This window comes from Delftia sp. S65 (genome assembly GCF_016516495.1).
GTDB lineage: Bacteria > Pseudomonadota > Gammaproteobacteria > Burkholderiales > Burkholderiaceae_C > Comamonas > Comamonas acidovorans.
Genome location: NZ_JACVUR010000010.1, coordinates 134,075 through 150,359, shown reverse-complemented (window position 1 = coordinate 150,359; position 16,285 = coordinate 134,075). Strand labels below are relative to the sequence as shown.

At 65.0% G+C, this 16,285-nt stretch carries 12 protein-coding genes; all 12 read left to right on the top strand.

Going from position 1 to position 16,285, the window contains the following annotated elements:
* Positions 1-330 precede the first annotated feature (330 nt).
* The 12 genes from IAE24_RS11740 to aspS all read left to right on the top strand — a co-directional run bounded on the left by IAE24_RS11740 (position 331) and on the right by aspS (position 16,210).
* A complete protein-coding gene (locus IAE24_RS11740) occupies positions 331-4,245 on the top strand; it encodes a DUF3683 domain-containing protein (RefSeq protein ID WP_199960344.1) in 3,915 nt (1,304 codons plus the stop codon).
* Positions 4,245-4,700 carry an HIT family protein gene (locus IAE24_RS11735; protein ID WP_199960343.1) on the top strand — a complete coding sequence of 152 codons (456 nt, stop codon included), beginning with the start codon at positions 4,245-4,247 and terminating at the stop codon, positions 4,698-4,700. The genes IAE24_RS11740 and IAE24_RS11735 overlap by 1 nt, the downstream gene beginning before the upstream one ends.
* 10 nt (positions 4,701-4,710) lie before the next feature.
* Positions 4,711-5,133: a gamma-butyrobetaine hydroxylase-like domain-containing protein gene (locus IAE24_RS11730; protein ID WP_013800837.1), complete on the top strand. Its 423-nt coding sequence runs from the start codon at positions 4,711-4,713 to the stop codon at positions 5,131-5,133.
* A 227-nt stretch (positions 5,134-5,360) separates the two neighbouring features.
* Positions 5,361-6,092 carry a bifunctional demethylmenaquinone methyltransferase/2-methoxy-6-polyprenyl-1,4-benzoquinol methylase UbiE gene (gene ubiE / locus IAE24_RS11725; protein WP_013800838.1) on the top strand — a complete coding sequence of 244 codons (732 nt, stop codon included), beginning with the start codon at positions 5,361-5,363 and terminating at the stop codon, positions 6,090-6,092.
* A 53-nt stretch (positions 6,093-6,145) separates the two neighbouring features.
* Complete coding sequence (locus tag IAE24_RS11720; RefSeq protein WP_012207258.1) at positions 6,146-7,162, top strand: Tim44 domain-containing protein; 1,017 nt, start codon at positions 6,146-6,148, stop codon at positions 7,160-7,162.
* Positions 7,163-7,284: 122 nt separating this feature from the next.
* Positions 7,285-7,923 (top strand): ubiquinone biosynthesis accessory factor UbiJ, encoded by a 639-nt coding sequence (locus tag IAE24_RS11715; protein ID WP_065345757.1) that lies wholly within the window; start codon positions 7,285-7,287, stop codon positions 7,921-7,923.
* Positions 7,920-9,485, top strand: coding sequence for a ubiquinone biosynthesis regulatory protein kinase UbiB (gene ubiB / locus IAE24_RS11710; protein ID WP_013800840.1), 1,566 nt, complete (start codon positions 7,920-7,922; stop codon positions 9,483-9,485). Before IAE24_RS11715 ends, ubiB begins: the two co-directional genes overlap by 4 nt.
* Positions 9,486-9,543: 58 nt before the next feature.
* Entirely contained in the window at positions 9,544-10,992 is a 1,449-nt protein-coding gene (locus IAE24_RS11705; RefSeq protein WP_199960342.1) for a sodium:solute symporter family protein, read from the top strand.
* Between the two features lie 177 nt (positions 10,993-11,169).
* Positions 11,170-13,188: a DUF7933 domain-containing protein gene (locus IAE24_RS11700; protein ID WP_199960341.1), complete on the top strand. Its 2,019-nt coding sequence runs from the start codon at positions 11,170-11,172 to the stop codon at positions 13,186-13,188.
* A gap of 224 nt (positions 13,189-13,412) precedes the next feature.
* Positions 13,413-13,724: an FmdB family zinc ribbon protein gene (locus tag IAE24_RS11695; protein WP_034396889.1), complete on the top strand. Its 312-nt coding sequence runs from the start codon at positions 13,413-13,415 to the stop codon at positions 13,722-13,724.
* An 18-nt stretch (positions 13,725-13,742) separates the two neighbouring features.
* Complete coding sequence (locus IAE24_RS11690) at positions 13,743-14,366, top strand: DUF502 domain-containing protein (RefSeq protein WP_012207252.1); 624 nt, start codon at positions 13,743-13,745, stop codon at positions 14,364-14,366.
* Positions 14,367-14,407: 41 nt separating this feature from the next.
* Positions 14,408-16,210 carry an aspartate--tRNA ligase gene (gene aspS / locus IAE24_RS11685; RefSeq protein ID WP_013800843.1) on the top strand — a complete coding sequence of 601 codons (1,803 nt, stop codon included), beginning with the start codon at positions 14,408-14,410 and terminating at the stop codon, positions 16,208-16,210.
* Positions 16,211-16,285 lie beyond the last annotated feature (75 nt).

Below are 16,285 nucleotides of genomic sequence, written 5' to 3'. Positions count from 1 at the left end.
GTACCGCACTACAGGCCAAACCCGGTGAGCCGCTGGTCCCGTATGTCAGTCGTGTGACAAAAAATGACACGCGAAGCGGCGCTATTTTAGGTCAATACCATTTCGTTTCAAAAGCCGGGTTGTTCGTATTGGCTCGTTTGTGCTCTTTCTGTATAAGGCACCTTCACCGGGCTCCGCAAGATCCCGCCACGTTGGCGAGGGCTGGCTTCGCGGGCCAAGACGGCGCGCCGTCCAGAGCCCCGTGGGAAGCGCATCCTCGGGGCGCTCGCTTAAAATTGCGCTCCCACTTGGCTTAGCGGCGCCCCGAGAGCGCCAGACACGGTCTACCCCATGAATGTACCGATTGCGTTGGCAGCCCTGCAGGCACAGGCTGCCGAACCTGCACGTCTGCGAGAGATTCCCTACAACTACACCTCGTTTTCCGATCGCGAGATCGTGATCCGCCTGCTGGGCACGTCCATGTGGGATGTGCTCAACCAGCTGCGCCAGGAGCGGCGCACGGGCCGCTCCGCCCGCATGCTCTACGAGGTGCTGGGGGACATCTGGGTCGTTCAGCGCAATCCCTACCTGCAGGACGACCTGCTGCACAGTCCCGACCGCCGCAAGTCGCTGGTGGAGGCTCTGGAGCACCGCCTGGGCGAGATCGACAAGCGCCGTGCTCCGCAGCAGGACCCCGTGCGCGATGCGCTGGTGGGCCAGCTGGTGGATGCAGCGCGCCGCGCCGTGCATGAGTTCAACGCCACCTTCGTCGAGGCCGAGCAACTGCGCCGCCGGGTGCAAAAGAGCCTGGGCCGCCACACGGCCAAGGACAACATCAAGTTCGACGGTCTGTCGCGCGTGGCCCATGTGACGGATGCCACCGACTGGCGCGTCGAATACCCCTTCGTCGTGCTCACCCCCGATACCGAAGCCGAGATGGCCGCCCTGGTGCGTGCCTGCATCGAGCTGCGCCTGACCATCATTCCGCGCGGCGGCGGCACGGGCTACACGGGCGGTGCGATCCCGCTGACCTGGCGCAGCGTGGTGATCAACACCGAAAAGCTCGAAGCCATGACCGAGGTGGAGATGCGCCGCATTCCCGGCGTGGACCATGAGGTGCCCACCATCTTCACCGAAGCCGGCGTGGTCACGCAGCGCGTGGCCGATGCGGCCGAGCGCGCGGGCTTCGTCTTCGCCGTGGACCCCACATCGGCCGAGGCCTCGTGCATCGGCGGCAATGTCGCCATGAATGCGGGCGGCAAGAAGGCCGTGCTCTGGGGTACGGCGCTGGACAACCTGGTGTCCTGGCGCATGGTCACGCCCGATGCACAGTGGCTGGAAGTCACGCGCGTGGGCCACAACCTCGGCAAGATCCATGACGCCGAGATGGCCAGCTTCGAGCTGCAGTACTTCGAGGCAGACGGCAAGACCCCCATCCGCAGCGAGCGGCTGGACATTCCCGGCCAGAAATTCCGCAAGGAAGGCCTGGGCAAGGACGTGACCGACAAGTTCCTGTCGGGCCTGCCCGGCATCCAGAAGGAAGGCTGCGACGGCCTGATCACCAGCGCGCGCTGGGTCGTGCACCGCATGCCCGAGCACACGCGCACGGTCTGCATGGAGTTCTTCGGCAACGCCAAGGACGCCGTGCCCAGCATCGTCGAGATCAAGGACTTCATGTTCGCCGAGCAAAAGCGCTCGGGCGTGCTGCTGGCCGGCCTGGAGCACCTGGACGACCGCTACCTGAAGGCCGTGGGCTACGCCACCAAGAGCAAGAAGGGCAACGGCCATCTGCCCAAGATGGTGCTGCTGGGCGACATTGCCGGCGACAACGCCGACGATGTGGCCCGCGTGGCCGCCGAGGTGGTGCGCATTGCCAACTCGCGCAACGGCGAAGGCTTCACGGCCGTCAGCGCCGAGGCGCGCAAGAAATTCTGGCTGGACCGCAAGCGCACGGCCGCCATCTCGCGCCACACCAACGCCTTCAAGATCAACGAAGACGTGGTGATCCCGCTGCCCCGCATGTGGGAGTACACGGACGGCATCGAGCGCATCAACATCGAACTGTCGCTGCGCAACAAGCTCAAGCTGTGCGATGCGCTGACGGACTTCTTCCAGCACGGCGACCTGCCGCTGGGCAAGCAGGACGATGCGGGCGACATCCCCTCGGCCGAGCTGCTGGAGGACCGCGTGCAGCAGGCCCTGGCCCTGGTTGTCGACGTGCGCACGCTGTGGCAGGGCTGGCTCGACGATGTCGAGAACCTCTTCCCGCAGCTGCAGGACCACACGCTGCGCGCCAGCTGGAAGACCCAGCTGAAGGCGCCCATGGCCCAGATCTTCGCGGGCGCGGCCTTCCAGCCGCTGCTGGCCGAAGTCAACGCCATCCACCAGCGCGTGCTCAAGGGCCGTGTCTGGGTGGCGCTGCACATGCACGCTGGCGACGGCAACGTGCACACCAATATTCCGGTCAACAGCGACGACTACGAGATGCTGCAGACCGCCCATGAGGCCGTGGCACGCATCATGGTGCTTGCGCGCCATCTGGACGGCGTGATCTCGGGCGAGCACGGCATCGGCATCACCAAGCTGGAATTCCTCAGCGACGACGAGCTGGCGCCCTTTGCCGCCTACAAGCAGCGCGTGGACCCCGAAGGCCGCTTCAACAAGGGCAAGCTGATCCGCAACGAGAAGCTGCAGGCCGTGGTAGGCCAGAGCCATGACGGCCGCTCGCCGCGCGAATCGCTGATGTTCGCCGACCTGACCAACGCCTACACGCCCAGCTTCGGCCTGATGGGGCACGAGTCGCTGATCATGCAGCAGAGCGACATTGGCGCCATTGCCGACTCGGTCAAGGACTGCCTGCGCTGCGGAAAGTGCAAGCCCGTGTGCGCCACCCACGTGCCGCGCGCCAACCTGCTGTACAGCCCGCGCAACAAGATCCTGGCGACCTCGCTGCTGGTCGAGGCCTTCCTCTACGAGGAGCAGACGCGCCGCGGCGTGTCGCTGCGCCACTGGCAGGAGTTCGAGGACGTGTCGGACCACTGCACGGTCTGCCACAAGTGCTTCAATCCCTGCCCGGTGAAGATCGACTTCGGCGACGTGACCATGAACATGCGCAACCTGCTGCGCAAGATGGACAAGAAGAGCTTCAGGCCTGGCAACAAGCTGGCCATGGCCATGCTCAACGCCACCAATCCGGACACCATCAAGTTCATGCGCTCGGCCATGGTCGGCGTGGGCTTCAAGGCCCAGCGCCTGGCCTCCGACGTGCTGCACAGCCTGGCCAGGAAGCAGACCCAGCGTCCGCCCGCCTCGGTGGGGCGCGCTCCTCTCAAGGAGCAGGTGATCCACTTCGTCAACAAGAAGCTGCCCGGCGGCCTGCCCAACAAGACGGCGCGCGCCCTTCTGGACATCGAGGACAAGGACTACGTGCCCATCATCCGCAGCCCGCAGACCACGAGCGCGGACACCGAGGCGGTGTTCTACTTCCCCGGCTGCGGCTCCGAGCGCCTGTTCAGCCAGGTGGGCCTGGCCACCCAGGCCATGCTCTGGCATGCCGGCGTGCAGACCGTGCTGCCACCGGGCTACCTGTGCTGCGGCTATCCCCAGCGCGGCAGCGGCCAGTTCGACAAGGCCGAGAAGATGATCACGGACAACCGCGTGCTCTTCCACCGCGTCGCCACCACGCTCAACTACCTGGACATCAAGACCGTGGTGGTCAGCTGCGGCACCTGCTACGACCAGTTGCAGGGCTACGAGTTCGGCAAGATCTTCCCGGGCAGCCGCATCATCGACATCCACGAATACCTGCTGGAAAAGGGCGTGACGCTGCAGGGCAAGGAGGGCTACCTCTACCACGATCCCTGCCACTCGCCCATGAAGCTGCAGGACCCGATGAAGACCGTCAAGGCGCTGGTGGGTGAGGGAGTGGTCAAGAGCGAGCGCTGCTGCGGCGAATCGGGCACGCTGGGCGTCACGCGCCCCGACATCTCCACGCAGATCCGCTTCCGCAAGGAAGAGGAACTCAAGAAGGGCGAGGCCGCGCTGCGCGCCAGCGGCGCCCTGGCCGAGAAGGACAACGTGAAGATCCTCACCAGCTGCCCCAGCTGCCTGCAGGGCCTGTCGCGCTACGGTGGTGATATGAACAATGGCCTGCTGGAAGCCGACTACATCGTGGTCGAGATGGCGCGCCAGATCCTGGGCGAGAACTGGATGGCCGAGTACGTGCAGCGCGCCAACGCCGGCGGCATCGAACGGGTTCTGGTCTGATGGCTGCTCCCGCTTCCTGCCCCCTGTGCGCCACAGAAGGCGGCGTGCCCATCTGGCGCGGCCCGCGCCTGCGAGTGATCCGCGCGCAGGAAGAAGGCTTTCCGGCCTTCTACCGCGTGGTCTGGAATGCGCATGCGGCCGAGTTCTCCGACCTGGACGCCGCCGACCGCCAGCACTGCATGGATGCCGTGGTCCTGGTCGAACGCGTCTTGCGTGAGCGCCTTGCGCCGGCCAAGATCAACCTGGCGGCGCTGGGCAACATGGTGCCGCACCTGCACTGGCATGTGATTGCGCGCTTTGACTGGGACAGCCATTTCCCGGGCGCGGTCTGGGCTCCGGCCCAGCGCCCGCGCAATGGCGAGCGCGAGGCCGAGGTGGCAGCGCACTTGCCAGCCATAGACACGGCGCTGGTCCAGGCACTCGATGCCTGGCAGCAGCACCCCGCCACTGAATGAGGAGCACCGCATGGCCGGCCTGACCCCTGACACCCCAACCCCCGAAGCCCTGACCGTGCACGGCGCATCGCGCGTGCTGGAAGTGGCCTATTCCGACGGCGCAAGCTTTCGCATCCCCTTCGAGCTGCTGCGCGTGTACTCGCCCTCGGCCGAAGTCCAGGGCCATGGCCCGGGCCAGGAAGTGCTGCAGACGGGCAAGCGCGAGGTGTCCATCACGGCCATCGAGCCCGTGGGCAACTACGCCATCAAGCCCTTCTTCAGCGACGGGCATGAAAGCGGCCTTTACACCTGGGAATACCTCTACGAACTGGGCCGCCGCCAGGACGAGTTCTGGGCGCAGTACCTGGACCGGCTGCAGGAGTCCGGCATGGACCGCGACACGCCCATGCCCGGCAAGGCCAGCGGCGGCGGACACGGCTGCGGCAGCCACTGACGCCGCGCACGGGTGCGCGCTGTATGGCGCCGTTCCCCTCGCACCACATTCCGGACCTCTGTATGGCACAGGGTTATTGGGGGTAGTGCTATATTTAAAATAGCTTGAAAGTCTTTGTTTGAAGGCGTTTCAAGCTGTTTGTTCTTGATAACCCTTGCCCGGCAAAGCCCGTGGCCACACGGGGTTGTCGCTGTACGCATTACTACTGCTTGCTTAGCATCGTTGTTATGAGCACCACACATTTCGGATTCCAGTCGGTGGACGAGCGCGAGAAGGCCAGCCGCGTGCGCGGCGTGTTCGACTCGGTCGCTTCGCGCTACGACGTCATGAACGACCTGATGTCGGGTGGTCTGCACCGTGCCTGGAAGGCCTATACGGTGATGGTGGCCAACCTCAAGGAAGGCGACAAGGCGCTGGACATCGCGGGTGGCACGGGCGATCTGGCCCTGGCCTTCGCCAAGAAGGTCGGCTCCACCGGCCAGGTGGTGCACACCGACATCAACGAGGCCATGCTGCGCGTGGGCCGCGACCGCCTGATCGACAAGGGCGTCATCCTGCCCACCATGGTCTGCGATGCAGAAGCCCTGCCGTTTCCCGACAACCATTTCGATCTGGTCAGCGTGGCCTTCGGCCTGCGCAACATGACCCACAAGGATGCGGCGCTCAAGGAAATGAACCGTGTCCTGCGCCCCGGCGGCAAGCTGCTGGTGCTGGAGTTCTCCAAGGTGGCCAAGCCCCTGGAGAAAGCCTACGACTGGTACTCCTTCAAGATTCTTCCGGCCATGGGCAAGCTCGTGGCGGGCGATGACGCCAGCTACCGCTATCTGGCCGAGTCCATCCGCATGCACCCCGGCCAGGAGGATCTCAAGCGCCTGATGCAGGAATGCGGCTTCGGCCATGTGGACTATCACAACATGACGGGCGGCATTGCGGCCCTGCATGTGGGAATCAAGTGCTGAGCGCGCGAGGCGTTCGGTGAGGTGACGGCAACACGATTATTCGAGGAGATGACATGAAAAAGCTATGGTCTATGGTCTTGGTCGCGATGCTGGTGGTGGTCCACGGCACGGCCGACGCCAAGCGCATGGGCGGTGGCGGATCGGTGGGCAAGCAGTCGAGCAATGTGACGCAGCGTGAAGCTACGCGCGCGCCGGCGCAGAACACGCCGCCGCAGAACGCCGCCACACAGAACGCTGCGGGCAAGCCTGCCACGCCGCCTGCAGCCGCTCCGGCCAAGAAGCCCTGGGGCGCCATGCTCGGCGGCCTGGCCGCCGGCCTGGGTCTGGCATGGCTGGCCCACTCGCTGGGTCTGGGCGCCGCCTTCGGCCAGTTCCTGCTGATCGCCCTGCTGGCCCTGGTCATCATGGTCGTGGTGGGCATGGTCATGCGCTCGCGCCGTGCAGCGGCCGGCGCGCAGCAGGCATCGTCCAGCCCCTTCGCCTTCCAGAACGCGGCCCCTGCGGGCGCGGGCAACATGGGTGGCAACGTGGACAGCGCACCGCTGGCACGCCAGTACAACCCCGAGAAGGTCGGCAACGACGCCTCGGCCCGTCCCTGGGAGCAGAACCACCAGCCGGCCGCCCTGGCCTCGGGTTCCGGCGTGCAGATCGGCTCTGCCCTGGCAGGCTCGCAGAACTGGGGTGTGCCTGAAGGCTTCGACACCGAAGGCTTCCTGACGGCTGCCAAGCGCAACTTCGTCACGCTGCAATCGGCATGGGACCGCTCGGACATCGCTTCGCTGCGCGCCATGATGACCGACGAGATGCTGACCGAGATCCGTGGCCAGCTCAGCGAGCGCGAGGTGCAGCGCCCTGGCCAGCCCAACCAGACCGACGTGGTCATGATCGATGCCCAGTTGCTGGGCATCGAGGATCTGGGCAATGACTACATGGCCAGCGTGGAATTCTCGGGAATGATCCGCGAGGACGCCTCGGCAGGCCCCACGCCCTTCCGCGAGGTCTGGAACATGACCAAGCCCAAGAGCGGCAGCAGCGGCTGGCTGGTCGCCGGCGTCCAGGCACTGCAGTAAGTAATTTGCAGAGGACCGGCGCAAGCCAGGGATGCGACAGGCGGTCACGCCATGGGCTGGCCACTTGTCTCGACCGGATTTGCGTCGGCCGCATCCTCTTACTTCGGGAATAATCGGGGACTATGGCAACACAGTCCCCTTTTTCTTTTCTGAACGGTCTCATGGAACGCGTGATGGCCGGTCCGCAACCGCCGCAATGGCTGGTCAGCGAGGTGCATCAGCGCCTCGTGCTGTTCCTCAACCATGTGCTGATGCAGGAGAAAGAGGCGATGGAGCGCCTCGTGCGGCAAAAGGGCCGCGTGGCGCGCGTGCAGTGGCGCGGCTACTCCATGGCCCTGCAGATCACGCCCGCCGGCCTGTTCAACGTGGCTCCCGAAGGCGCGCAGCCCGACCTGCTGCTTGAAGTCACCGAGACCTCCCCGCTGGCCCTGGCCCAGGTGGCCCTGCGCGGCGACAAGCCCTCCATCCGCATCGAGGGCGACGTGCAACTGGCCGCCGACATCAACTGGCTGGTGGACCACGTCGAATGGGACGTGGAGGAAGACCTGGCCCGCATCATCGGCGATGCGCCCGCGCACACCGTGGCCAAGGTCGCGCGCAGCGCCGCCCAGGCGCTGCGCCAGTTCGTGGGCGCCCGCATGGCCGGCAAGCCCGATGCCGATGCCCCCGCCCCCGAGGCCGCACGTGCGGCAGCGCCCGCCAGCGCGCCCGTTGGTTCCCCCGTGGTATCCCTGCCCGGTTTCGAGAACGACAAGCCATGAGCCGGTTTCTTCGCGGGCTGACCATCCTCTGGGTGGTGTTCCGCTACGGACTCGACGAACTGGTGCTGTCGAGCTTCGAGCATCCCTGGATGCGCCGCGCACGCGCGGTGCTCACGCTCGGCCGGCGGCTGGATAAACCGCGCGGCCAGCGCCTGCGCGAGGCCCTGGAGGAGCTGGGGCCCATCTTCGTGAAATTTGGCCAGGTGCTGTCCACGCGCAGCGACCTGATGCCGCCCGACGTGGCCGAGGAGCTGGCCCGGTTGCAGGACCGCGTGCCCCCCTTCGATTCGCAGATTGCAGTGGACACCATCGAGCGCGCCTTCCGCAAGAAGCTGGACCAGATCTTCGTGAGCTTCGAGCGCGAGCCGGTGGCCAGCGCCTCCATCGCCCAGGTGCACTTTGCCGTGATCAGCGACCGCAACGGCGTGCAGCGCGACGTGGCCGTCAAGGTGCTGCGTCCGGGCATGAAGACCGTGATCGACAAGGACCTGGCGCTGATGCACATGATGGCGCGCTGGGTCGAGCGCCTGTCGGCCGACGGCAAGCGCCTCAAGCCCCGCCAGGTCGTGGCCGAGTTCGACAACTACCTGCACGACGAGCTGGACCTGATCCGCGAAGCCTCCAACGCCGCGCAGCTGCGCCGCAACATGGAAGGGCTGGACCTGGTGCTGATCCCCGAGGTGTACTGGGATTTCTGCCGCAACGACGTGATGGTCATGCAGCGCATGACCGGCGTGCCCATCAGCCAGGTCGAGCGCCTGCGCGAAGCCGGCGTGGACATCCCCAAGCTGGCACGCGACGGCGTGACCATCTTCTTCACCCAGGTCTTTCGCGATGGCTTCTTTCACGCCGACATGCACCCGGGCAACATCATGGTCAGCCTGGAGCCCGAGACCTTCGGGCGCTACATCTCGCTGGACTTCGGCATCGTCGGCACGCTGACCGAGTACGACAAGGAATACCTGGCGCAGAACTTCACTGCGTTCTTCCGCCGTGACTACAAGCGCGTGGCCGAGCTGCACATCGAAAGCGGCTGGGTGCCGCCGAGCACGCGCGTGGACGAGCTGGAGGCAGCCATCCGCGCCGTCTGCGAGCCATACTTCGACCGTCCGCTGGCCGAGATTTCGCTGGGCATGGTGCTGATGCGCCTGTTCCAGACTTCGCGCCGCTTTCAAGTCGAGATCCAGCCGCAACTGGTGCTGCTGCAAAAGACGCTGCTCAACATCGAAGGCCTGGGGCGCCAGCTGGACCCCAACCTGGACCTGTGGAGCACGGCCAAGCCCTTCCTCGAAAAATGGATGCTGGACCAGATGGGCCCGCAACGACTGTGGCGCGAACTGCTGGCCGAGGCGCCGCGCTATGCCAAGCTCATTCCCGAGCTGCCGCGCCTGATCCATCGCCGGCTCACGCGCAACTCCGGCGAGCACGACGAACTGCTCAAGGAGCTGCTGCAGCAGCAAAAGCTCACCAACCGCCTGTTGCAGGCCATCGTCAGCGCCGGCATCGGCTTTGTCATCGCGCTGATCCTGCTGCAACTGGTGGTGCGGCTGCGCTGGTACTGAGAACACTGACGGGTTTCCGGACCTCTCCCTTTTCCCACTTTGAAACAGGAGTGCCAGCGTGCTGCTCTCTATGGTGATCGCCTACCTGTTCGTGACCATCGCCATCGGCCTGTGGGCGGCCAGGCGGGTCAAGAACACGGCCGACTTCGCAATTGCCGGGCGCCATCTGCCCATGTACATGATCATCACCACCACGTTTGCCACGTGGTTCGGCTCGGAGATCGTGCTCGGCGTGCCCGCCAAGTTCATCGAGGGCGGCCTGCGCGGCGTGGTCGAAGACCCGTTCGGCGCTGGCATGTGCCTGATCCTGGTGGGCCTGTTCTTCGCGGGCAAGCTGTACCGCATGACGCTGCTGACCATCAGCGACTACTACCGCCATCGCTATGGCCGGTCCATCGAGATCGTCTGCTCGCTGATCATCATGCTCAGCTACCTGGGCTGGGTCTCGGCCCAGGTCACGGCCCTGGGCCTGGTGTTCAACCTGCTGTCGGGCGGCACGGTCAGCATTCCCGTGGGCATGGCCATCGGCGTGGTGTCCATCCTGGCCTATACGCTGTTCGGCGGCATGTGGTCGGTGGCGGTGACGGACTTCCTGCAGATGATCATCCTGGTCGTCGGCCTGGTGGTGCTGGCCTGGTTTGCCAGCGACATGGCTGGCGGTGCCGGCAAGGTCATCGACCTGGCCGTGAGCCGCGATCTGTTCCAGTTCTGGCCCGAGCCCAGCTGGCATGAAATCCTCTTCTTCTTTGGCGCGGCCATCACCATGATGCTGGGCTCCATTCCCCAGCAGGACGTGTTCCAGCGCGTGATGTCGGCCCACAGCGAGAAGGCCGCCACGCGCGGCACCGTCATCGGTGGCTCGGCCTATATCTGCTTCGCCTTCGTACCCATGTTCCTCGTGGCCAGCGCGCTGATCATCATGCCGCAGGAGGCTGCGGAACTGCTCAAGCAGGACCCGCAGAAGGTGCTGCCCACCCTGGTCATGGACAAGATGCCCTTCGTCATGCAGGTGCTGTTCTTCGGCGCGCTGCTGTCGGCCATCAAGTCCTGTGCCTCGGCCACGCTGCTGGCGCCCAGTGTGACCTTCACCGAGAACATCTGGCGCCAGTTCCGCACCCAGGCCAGCGACCGGGAAATGCTGCTGGCCATGCGCATCAGCGTGCTCGTCTTCAGCATCTGCGTGCTGGCCTACTCGATCAAGATGGAAGGAACGCCCATCTATGAGCTGGTCTCCAGCGCCTACCAGGTGCCGCTGGTCGGCGCCTTCGTGCCGCTGGTCTTCGGGCTGTACTGGAAGCGCGCCACCACGCAGGGCGCCATTTGCGCCGTGGCACTGGGCATTGGCGTGTGGGTGGTCTTCATGGCCACGCCGGCTTTGCACGAGGCATTTCCGCAGCAATTGGCGGGCCTGCTGGCGGCTGTGACGGGGATGGTGGGCGGGTCACTGGCACCGCAGTGGCTGGCCAATCGCAGCGCAGACATTCTTGAATTCAGCCCCGAAAGGTAAGCGCCGCTGCCTCGTTATTTGAGAAAACAATTGATGACAATCATCAATAGTTATTAACTATATAGTCGGCGGCTGGGATTGTGGAGGTCCCGGAATGCTGACTTGGGTGGTGTGAAGCACAGGTCGTGACAGTACGGCGGACCTCCGAATAGCAAACGCTTGGGAGGAAGCACCGTCATGAAAACACTCAAACTGATTGCGAGGGCTCGCCGGCTGAAGCTGCGGCCTGTCGCTGGCGTCCGGTTCCGATGGAGTTGGCTTGGAGGCGCCTTGCTTGTGCCAGCCCTGTGCGGCCAGGTGGCAATGGCTGCGCCGAGGATTCCGGTCGCTCCGGTCATTGTCTGGAGCGAGGACTTCGAAAACCCGCAGACACCCCCCATCACCACGGAGGGGCGGGATCTGCTGGTCTACCAGGGCGCGGACCCTGCGGGGCAGATGTATACCGCCGACCCCCTGTACCGGATGAGCGCCAACCAGTGCAATGGCATAGTCACGTCCTTCAACCAGGATCCAACTTCGGCGACGATGAGTGCGGCCTGCGGTTCCCAAGGCAATTGGAACGCCCTGCAGCAGATGGCGGAGGTCGCAGGGCGCTATCAGGGCCAGAGTGCGGCGGATGCGGTCAAAAATCACGTCATGGCGATGCTTACAGCGAATGGGACCTTTCCTGCTGGCGCAATTGCCTTTCGCACCAAGGCCAATATTCCGCAAAGTTCCGGCAGCAGATTCCTCACGGCCCGTGCCGATGTGGTGGCGAACTTCTGCTCGTCAGGATTCGTCGCTCCGTTGCTGCGTTTTTCTCTTGTCAATGACGCTAATGCGGAACTGCCCATCTCCATGAACGCTGTCGATCCATGCGTGGATGGTGTGTCGTTCAATACGATGCCTATCGGTATTGGGATCATACAAACGGCCAGGGCCCAGACAGTGACCTCTCCCGGAGCCCTGCTCTTCAGCGGAGCCTCTGTCGGGTTTGTTCTGCACAACGACCAGACCAGCTCCATGGGCAACGATTCGTCGATCGACAACGCGCAGATCATCGATGTCACGCCGCAGCTGGACAAGGCCTTCTCGCCTGCCAGCATCCACCTCGGCCAGGTCTCCCGGCTGACCATGACCATCACCAATACGACCGATCTGCTGCGCAAGCGAGGCTGGTCGTTTACCGACAACCTGCCTGCAGGACTGGTCGTCGAGGGCAATGCCAGCACCACCTGCCCCGGCACGACCGTGCAGGCTGCAGCAGGCGGCAGCACCGTGACCGTGTCCAACGGAGACCTGGCCCAGGGCGCCGCCTTCTGCGAGGTGAGCCTCGACGTGCGTCCGACCGCGACAGGCAGCTTCACCAACGGTCCTTCCAACCTCAGTCTTATTGGCCTGAACCAGCCGGCCACACTGGCTGTGCTGGCGGTTGCGCCAGCGGCCGACATGCAGGCCACCTCCATCACGCTTCCCACGACCATGACGGTGGGCGTGCCGGTGTCCGGCAGCTTCAGCTGCACCAATGCCGGCCCCAGTGCGGCGACGGCGGCTTCGTGCGTGATCTCCGGCCTGCCAGCCGGGGCGACCACGTCCTGCACGCCCAGCGTCCCCACGGCCTCGCCATTGGCATCGGGCGGCAGCATCGCCTGCACAGTGCAGTTCACGCCCACCACAACGGGCACCATCGCGGCCTTGGTGACGGCGAGCAGCAGCACGGTGGATCCGGTGCCGGCCAACAACACCAAGGCCCACCCCTTCAACCCCGTGGAGCGGGCCGACATGCAGGCCTCCAGCGTCACGCTGCCGGCCACCGCCAACGTGGGTGTTCCCGTGAAGGGATCGTTCGTCTGCACGAATGCCGGCCCCAATGCGGCGGCCTTTGCCAATTGCTCCATCGCAGGGCTGCCGGCAGGTGCCAGCACCTCATGCACGCCTGCGGTGCCGACTGGCGCGCCGCTGGCCTCGGGTGCCAGCATTTCCTGCACGGTGAGCTTCACGCCCACCACGCAGGGCAGCCTGACAGCCACGGTGACGGCGGTCAGTGGAACCACGGACCCGGAGCCGGCCAACAATTCGCGTGACCAGGAGTTGGTGGTTGCTGCCGCATTGACGCCGGAGCCGGTCCCCGCCACCGGGGTGCCTGCCCTGGTGCTGATGGGCCTTGCCGTCATGCTAGCCGGTATGGGGATGCAGCGGCGCCGGGCACGGCGCTGAACATGGACGCGGCAGGCGCCCCGGCAGCGGGGCTTGCCGGCACCGCCCTGATGGAATGCCAGTCCCCGCGACTGGCATTTTGCATTTCGGGGCCATCAGGTACCGACTGATGCATGCGGCTTGCGGCTCTCCGGCCTGGGCCTTTGGGGGCAAGGCAGCCGCAGTATCGGGCGGATGCCTATAATCGAAAGTTTTGCATCTTCTCTCGTATAAGCATTAGCGCCATGCCTATTTATGCATACAAGTGTGGCTCCTGCGGTCATGCCAAGGACGTGCTGCGGAAAATCTCGGATGCTCCGCTGACGACCTGCCCGGCCTGTGGTGCCGAGGCCTTTTCCAAGCAGCTGACGGCTGCCGGCTTCCAGCTCAAGGGCTCGGGCTGGTACGCGACCGACTTCAAGAACAGCGGCAGCAAGAGCGCCGCCACGCCGGCTCCAGCGGCAGACACCCAGGCCTCGGATACATCTGCCGCACCTGCGGCAACTGCGCCTGCTGCGGCCCCCGCATCTGCTCCCGCACCCTCCACGGGCCATTAATCAAGGCTTGCATTTCTCATGTCCGCTCTGCGCAAATGGCTGTTCGCCGGCCTGCTGGTGATTGTTCCTCTGGTGATCACGCTGGGCGTGCTCAACTGGATCATCGGCACGCTGGACCAGACGCTGGCCATCCTGCCCGAGGCCTGGCATCCGGACCGGCTGCTGGGTTTCCACATTCCCGGCTTCGGCGTGGTGCTCACGCTGCTGATCCTGCTGGTGGTTGGCGCTGCGGCCAGCAACTTCATCGGCCGCAAGCTTGTCTCCTGGGGCGATGCGGTGGTCAGCCGCATTCCCGTGGTGCGCTCCATCTATTCCAGCGTCAAGCAGGTGTCCGACACCGTCTTCTCGGACAGTGGCAATGCGTTTCGCACCGCCGTGCTGGTGCAGTGGCCGCGCGAAGGCGTCTGGACCGTGGCCTTCGTCACCGGCTCGCCCAGCGGAGAGGTCGCCGCCTATCTGCGTGACGAATACCTGAGCGTCTTCGTGCCGACAACGCCGAACCCGACGGGCGGCTATTTCGTCATCGTTCGCAAGAGCGATTGCATCGAGCTGGAAATGAGCGTGGATGCCGCGCTCAAGTACATTGTTTCGATGGGCGTGGTGACTCCTCCGGATCTCACACTGCCCGCGGAATCCAAATAACAAACTGTCGCGCCCGTCCCGGGCGCAGGAAGCTTTTCATCATGGCCATGCGCTCCCATTACTGCGGTCTAGTGACCGAAGCCCTGATGGGCGAAACCGTTACCCTGTGCGGCTGGGTGAACCGTCGCCGCGACCATGGCGGCGTGATCTTCATCGACCTGCGCGACCGCGAAGGCTATGTGCAGGTGGTCTGCGACCCCGACCGTGCCGAGATGTTCAAGACCGCCGAAGGCCTGCGCAACGAGTTCTGCGTGCAGGTCAAGGGCCTGGTGCGCGCACGTCCCGAAGGCACGACCAACGACAAGCTCAAGAGCGGCCAGATCGAAGTGCTGTGCCACGAGCTGAACGTGCTCAACGCCTCGGTTACGCCCCCGTTCCAGCTGGACGACGAGAACCTGTCCGAGACCGTGCGCCTGACCAACCGCGTGCTGGACCTGCGCCGCCCCTACATGCAGCGCAACATGATGCTGCGCTACCGCACGGCCATCCAGGTGCGCAACTTCCTGGACAAGGAAGGCTTCATCGACATCGAAACGCCCATGCTGGGCAAGAGCACGCCCGAAGGCGCGCGCGACTACCTGGTGCCCAGCCGCGTGCACGATGGCGAGTTCTTCGCCCTGCCGCAGTCGCCCCAGCTGTACAAGCAGATGCTGATGGTGGCCGGCTACGACCGCTACTACCAGATCACCAAGTGCTTCCGCGACGAAGACCTGCGCGCCGACCGCCAGCCCGAGTTCACGCAGATCGACTGCGAGACCTCGTTCCTGGACGAAGAGGAAATCCGCGCCATCTTCCAGCGCATGATCACCGAGGTCTTCAAGACCCAGCTGGACGTGGATCTGGGCGAGTTCCCGATGATGACGTACCAGGATGCGGCCTTCCGCTTCGGCTCGGACAAGCCTGACCTGCGCGTCAAGCTCGAGTTCACCGAACTGACCGAAGTCATGAAGGACGTGGACTTCAAGGTGTTCTCCACCCCCGCCACGACCAAGGGCGGCCGCGTGGTCGCGCTGCGCGTGCCCGGCGGCTCGCAGATCTCGCGCGGCGAGATCGACCAGTACACCGAATTCGTCAAGATCTACGGCGCCAAGGGCCTGGCCTGGATCAAGGTCAACGAAGTGGCCAAGGGCCGCGATGGCCTGCAGTCTCCCATCGTCAAGAACCTGCATGACGCGGCCATTGCCGAGATCCTCAAGCGCACGGGCGCACAGGACGGCGACCTCATCTTCTTCGGCGCCGACAAGGAAAAGATCGTCAACGACTCCATCGGCGCGCTGCGCCTGAAGGTGGGTCACAGCGAATTCGGCAAGGCCAACGGCCTGTTCGAGAACCGCTGGGCGCCGCTGTGGGTGGTGGACTTCCCCATGTTCGAGCACGACGAGGAAAACGACCGCTGGGCGGCCGTGCACCATCCCTTCACCTCGCCCAAGGACGGCCACGAGGAGCTCATGGTCACCGACCCGGCCAACTGCCTGGCCAAGGCCTACGACATGGTCCTGAACGGCTGGGAGCTGGGCGGTGGTTCGGTGCGTATCCACCGCGCCGACGTGCAGAGCAAGGTGTTTGACGCGCTCAAGATCTCGCCCGAAGACGCTCGCGCCAAGTTCGGCTACCTGCTGGACGCGCTGCAGTACGGCGCGCCCCCGCACGGTGGCCTGGCCTTCGGCCTGGACCGCCTGATCACGCTGATGACGGGTGCCGACTCCATCCGTGACGTGATCGCCTTCCCCAAGACCCAGCGCGCCCAGGACCTGCTGACGCAGGCACCTTCGCCCGTGGACGAAAAGCAGCTGCGCGAGCTGCACATCCGCCTGCGCAACCCGCTGGCGGCCACCCAGGGCTGAGGACCGGGCCTGGCGGCTTGATACGGACGGCAGAAGCTGGCACAGCTTCTGCCGTTTTTCTTTTTGCGGAGAGCT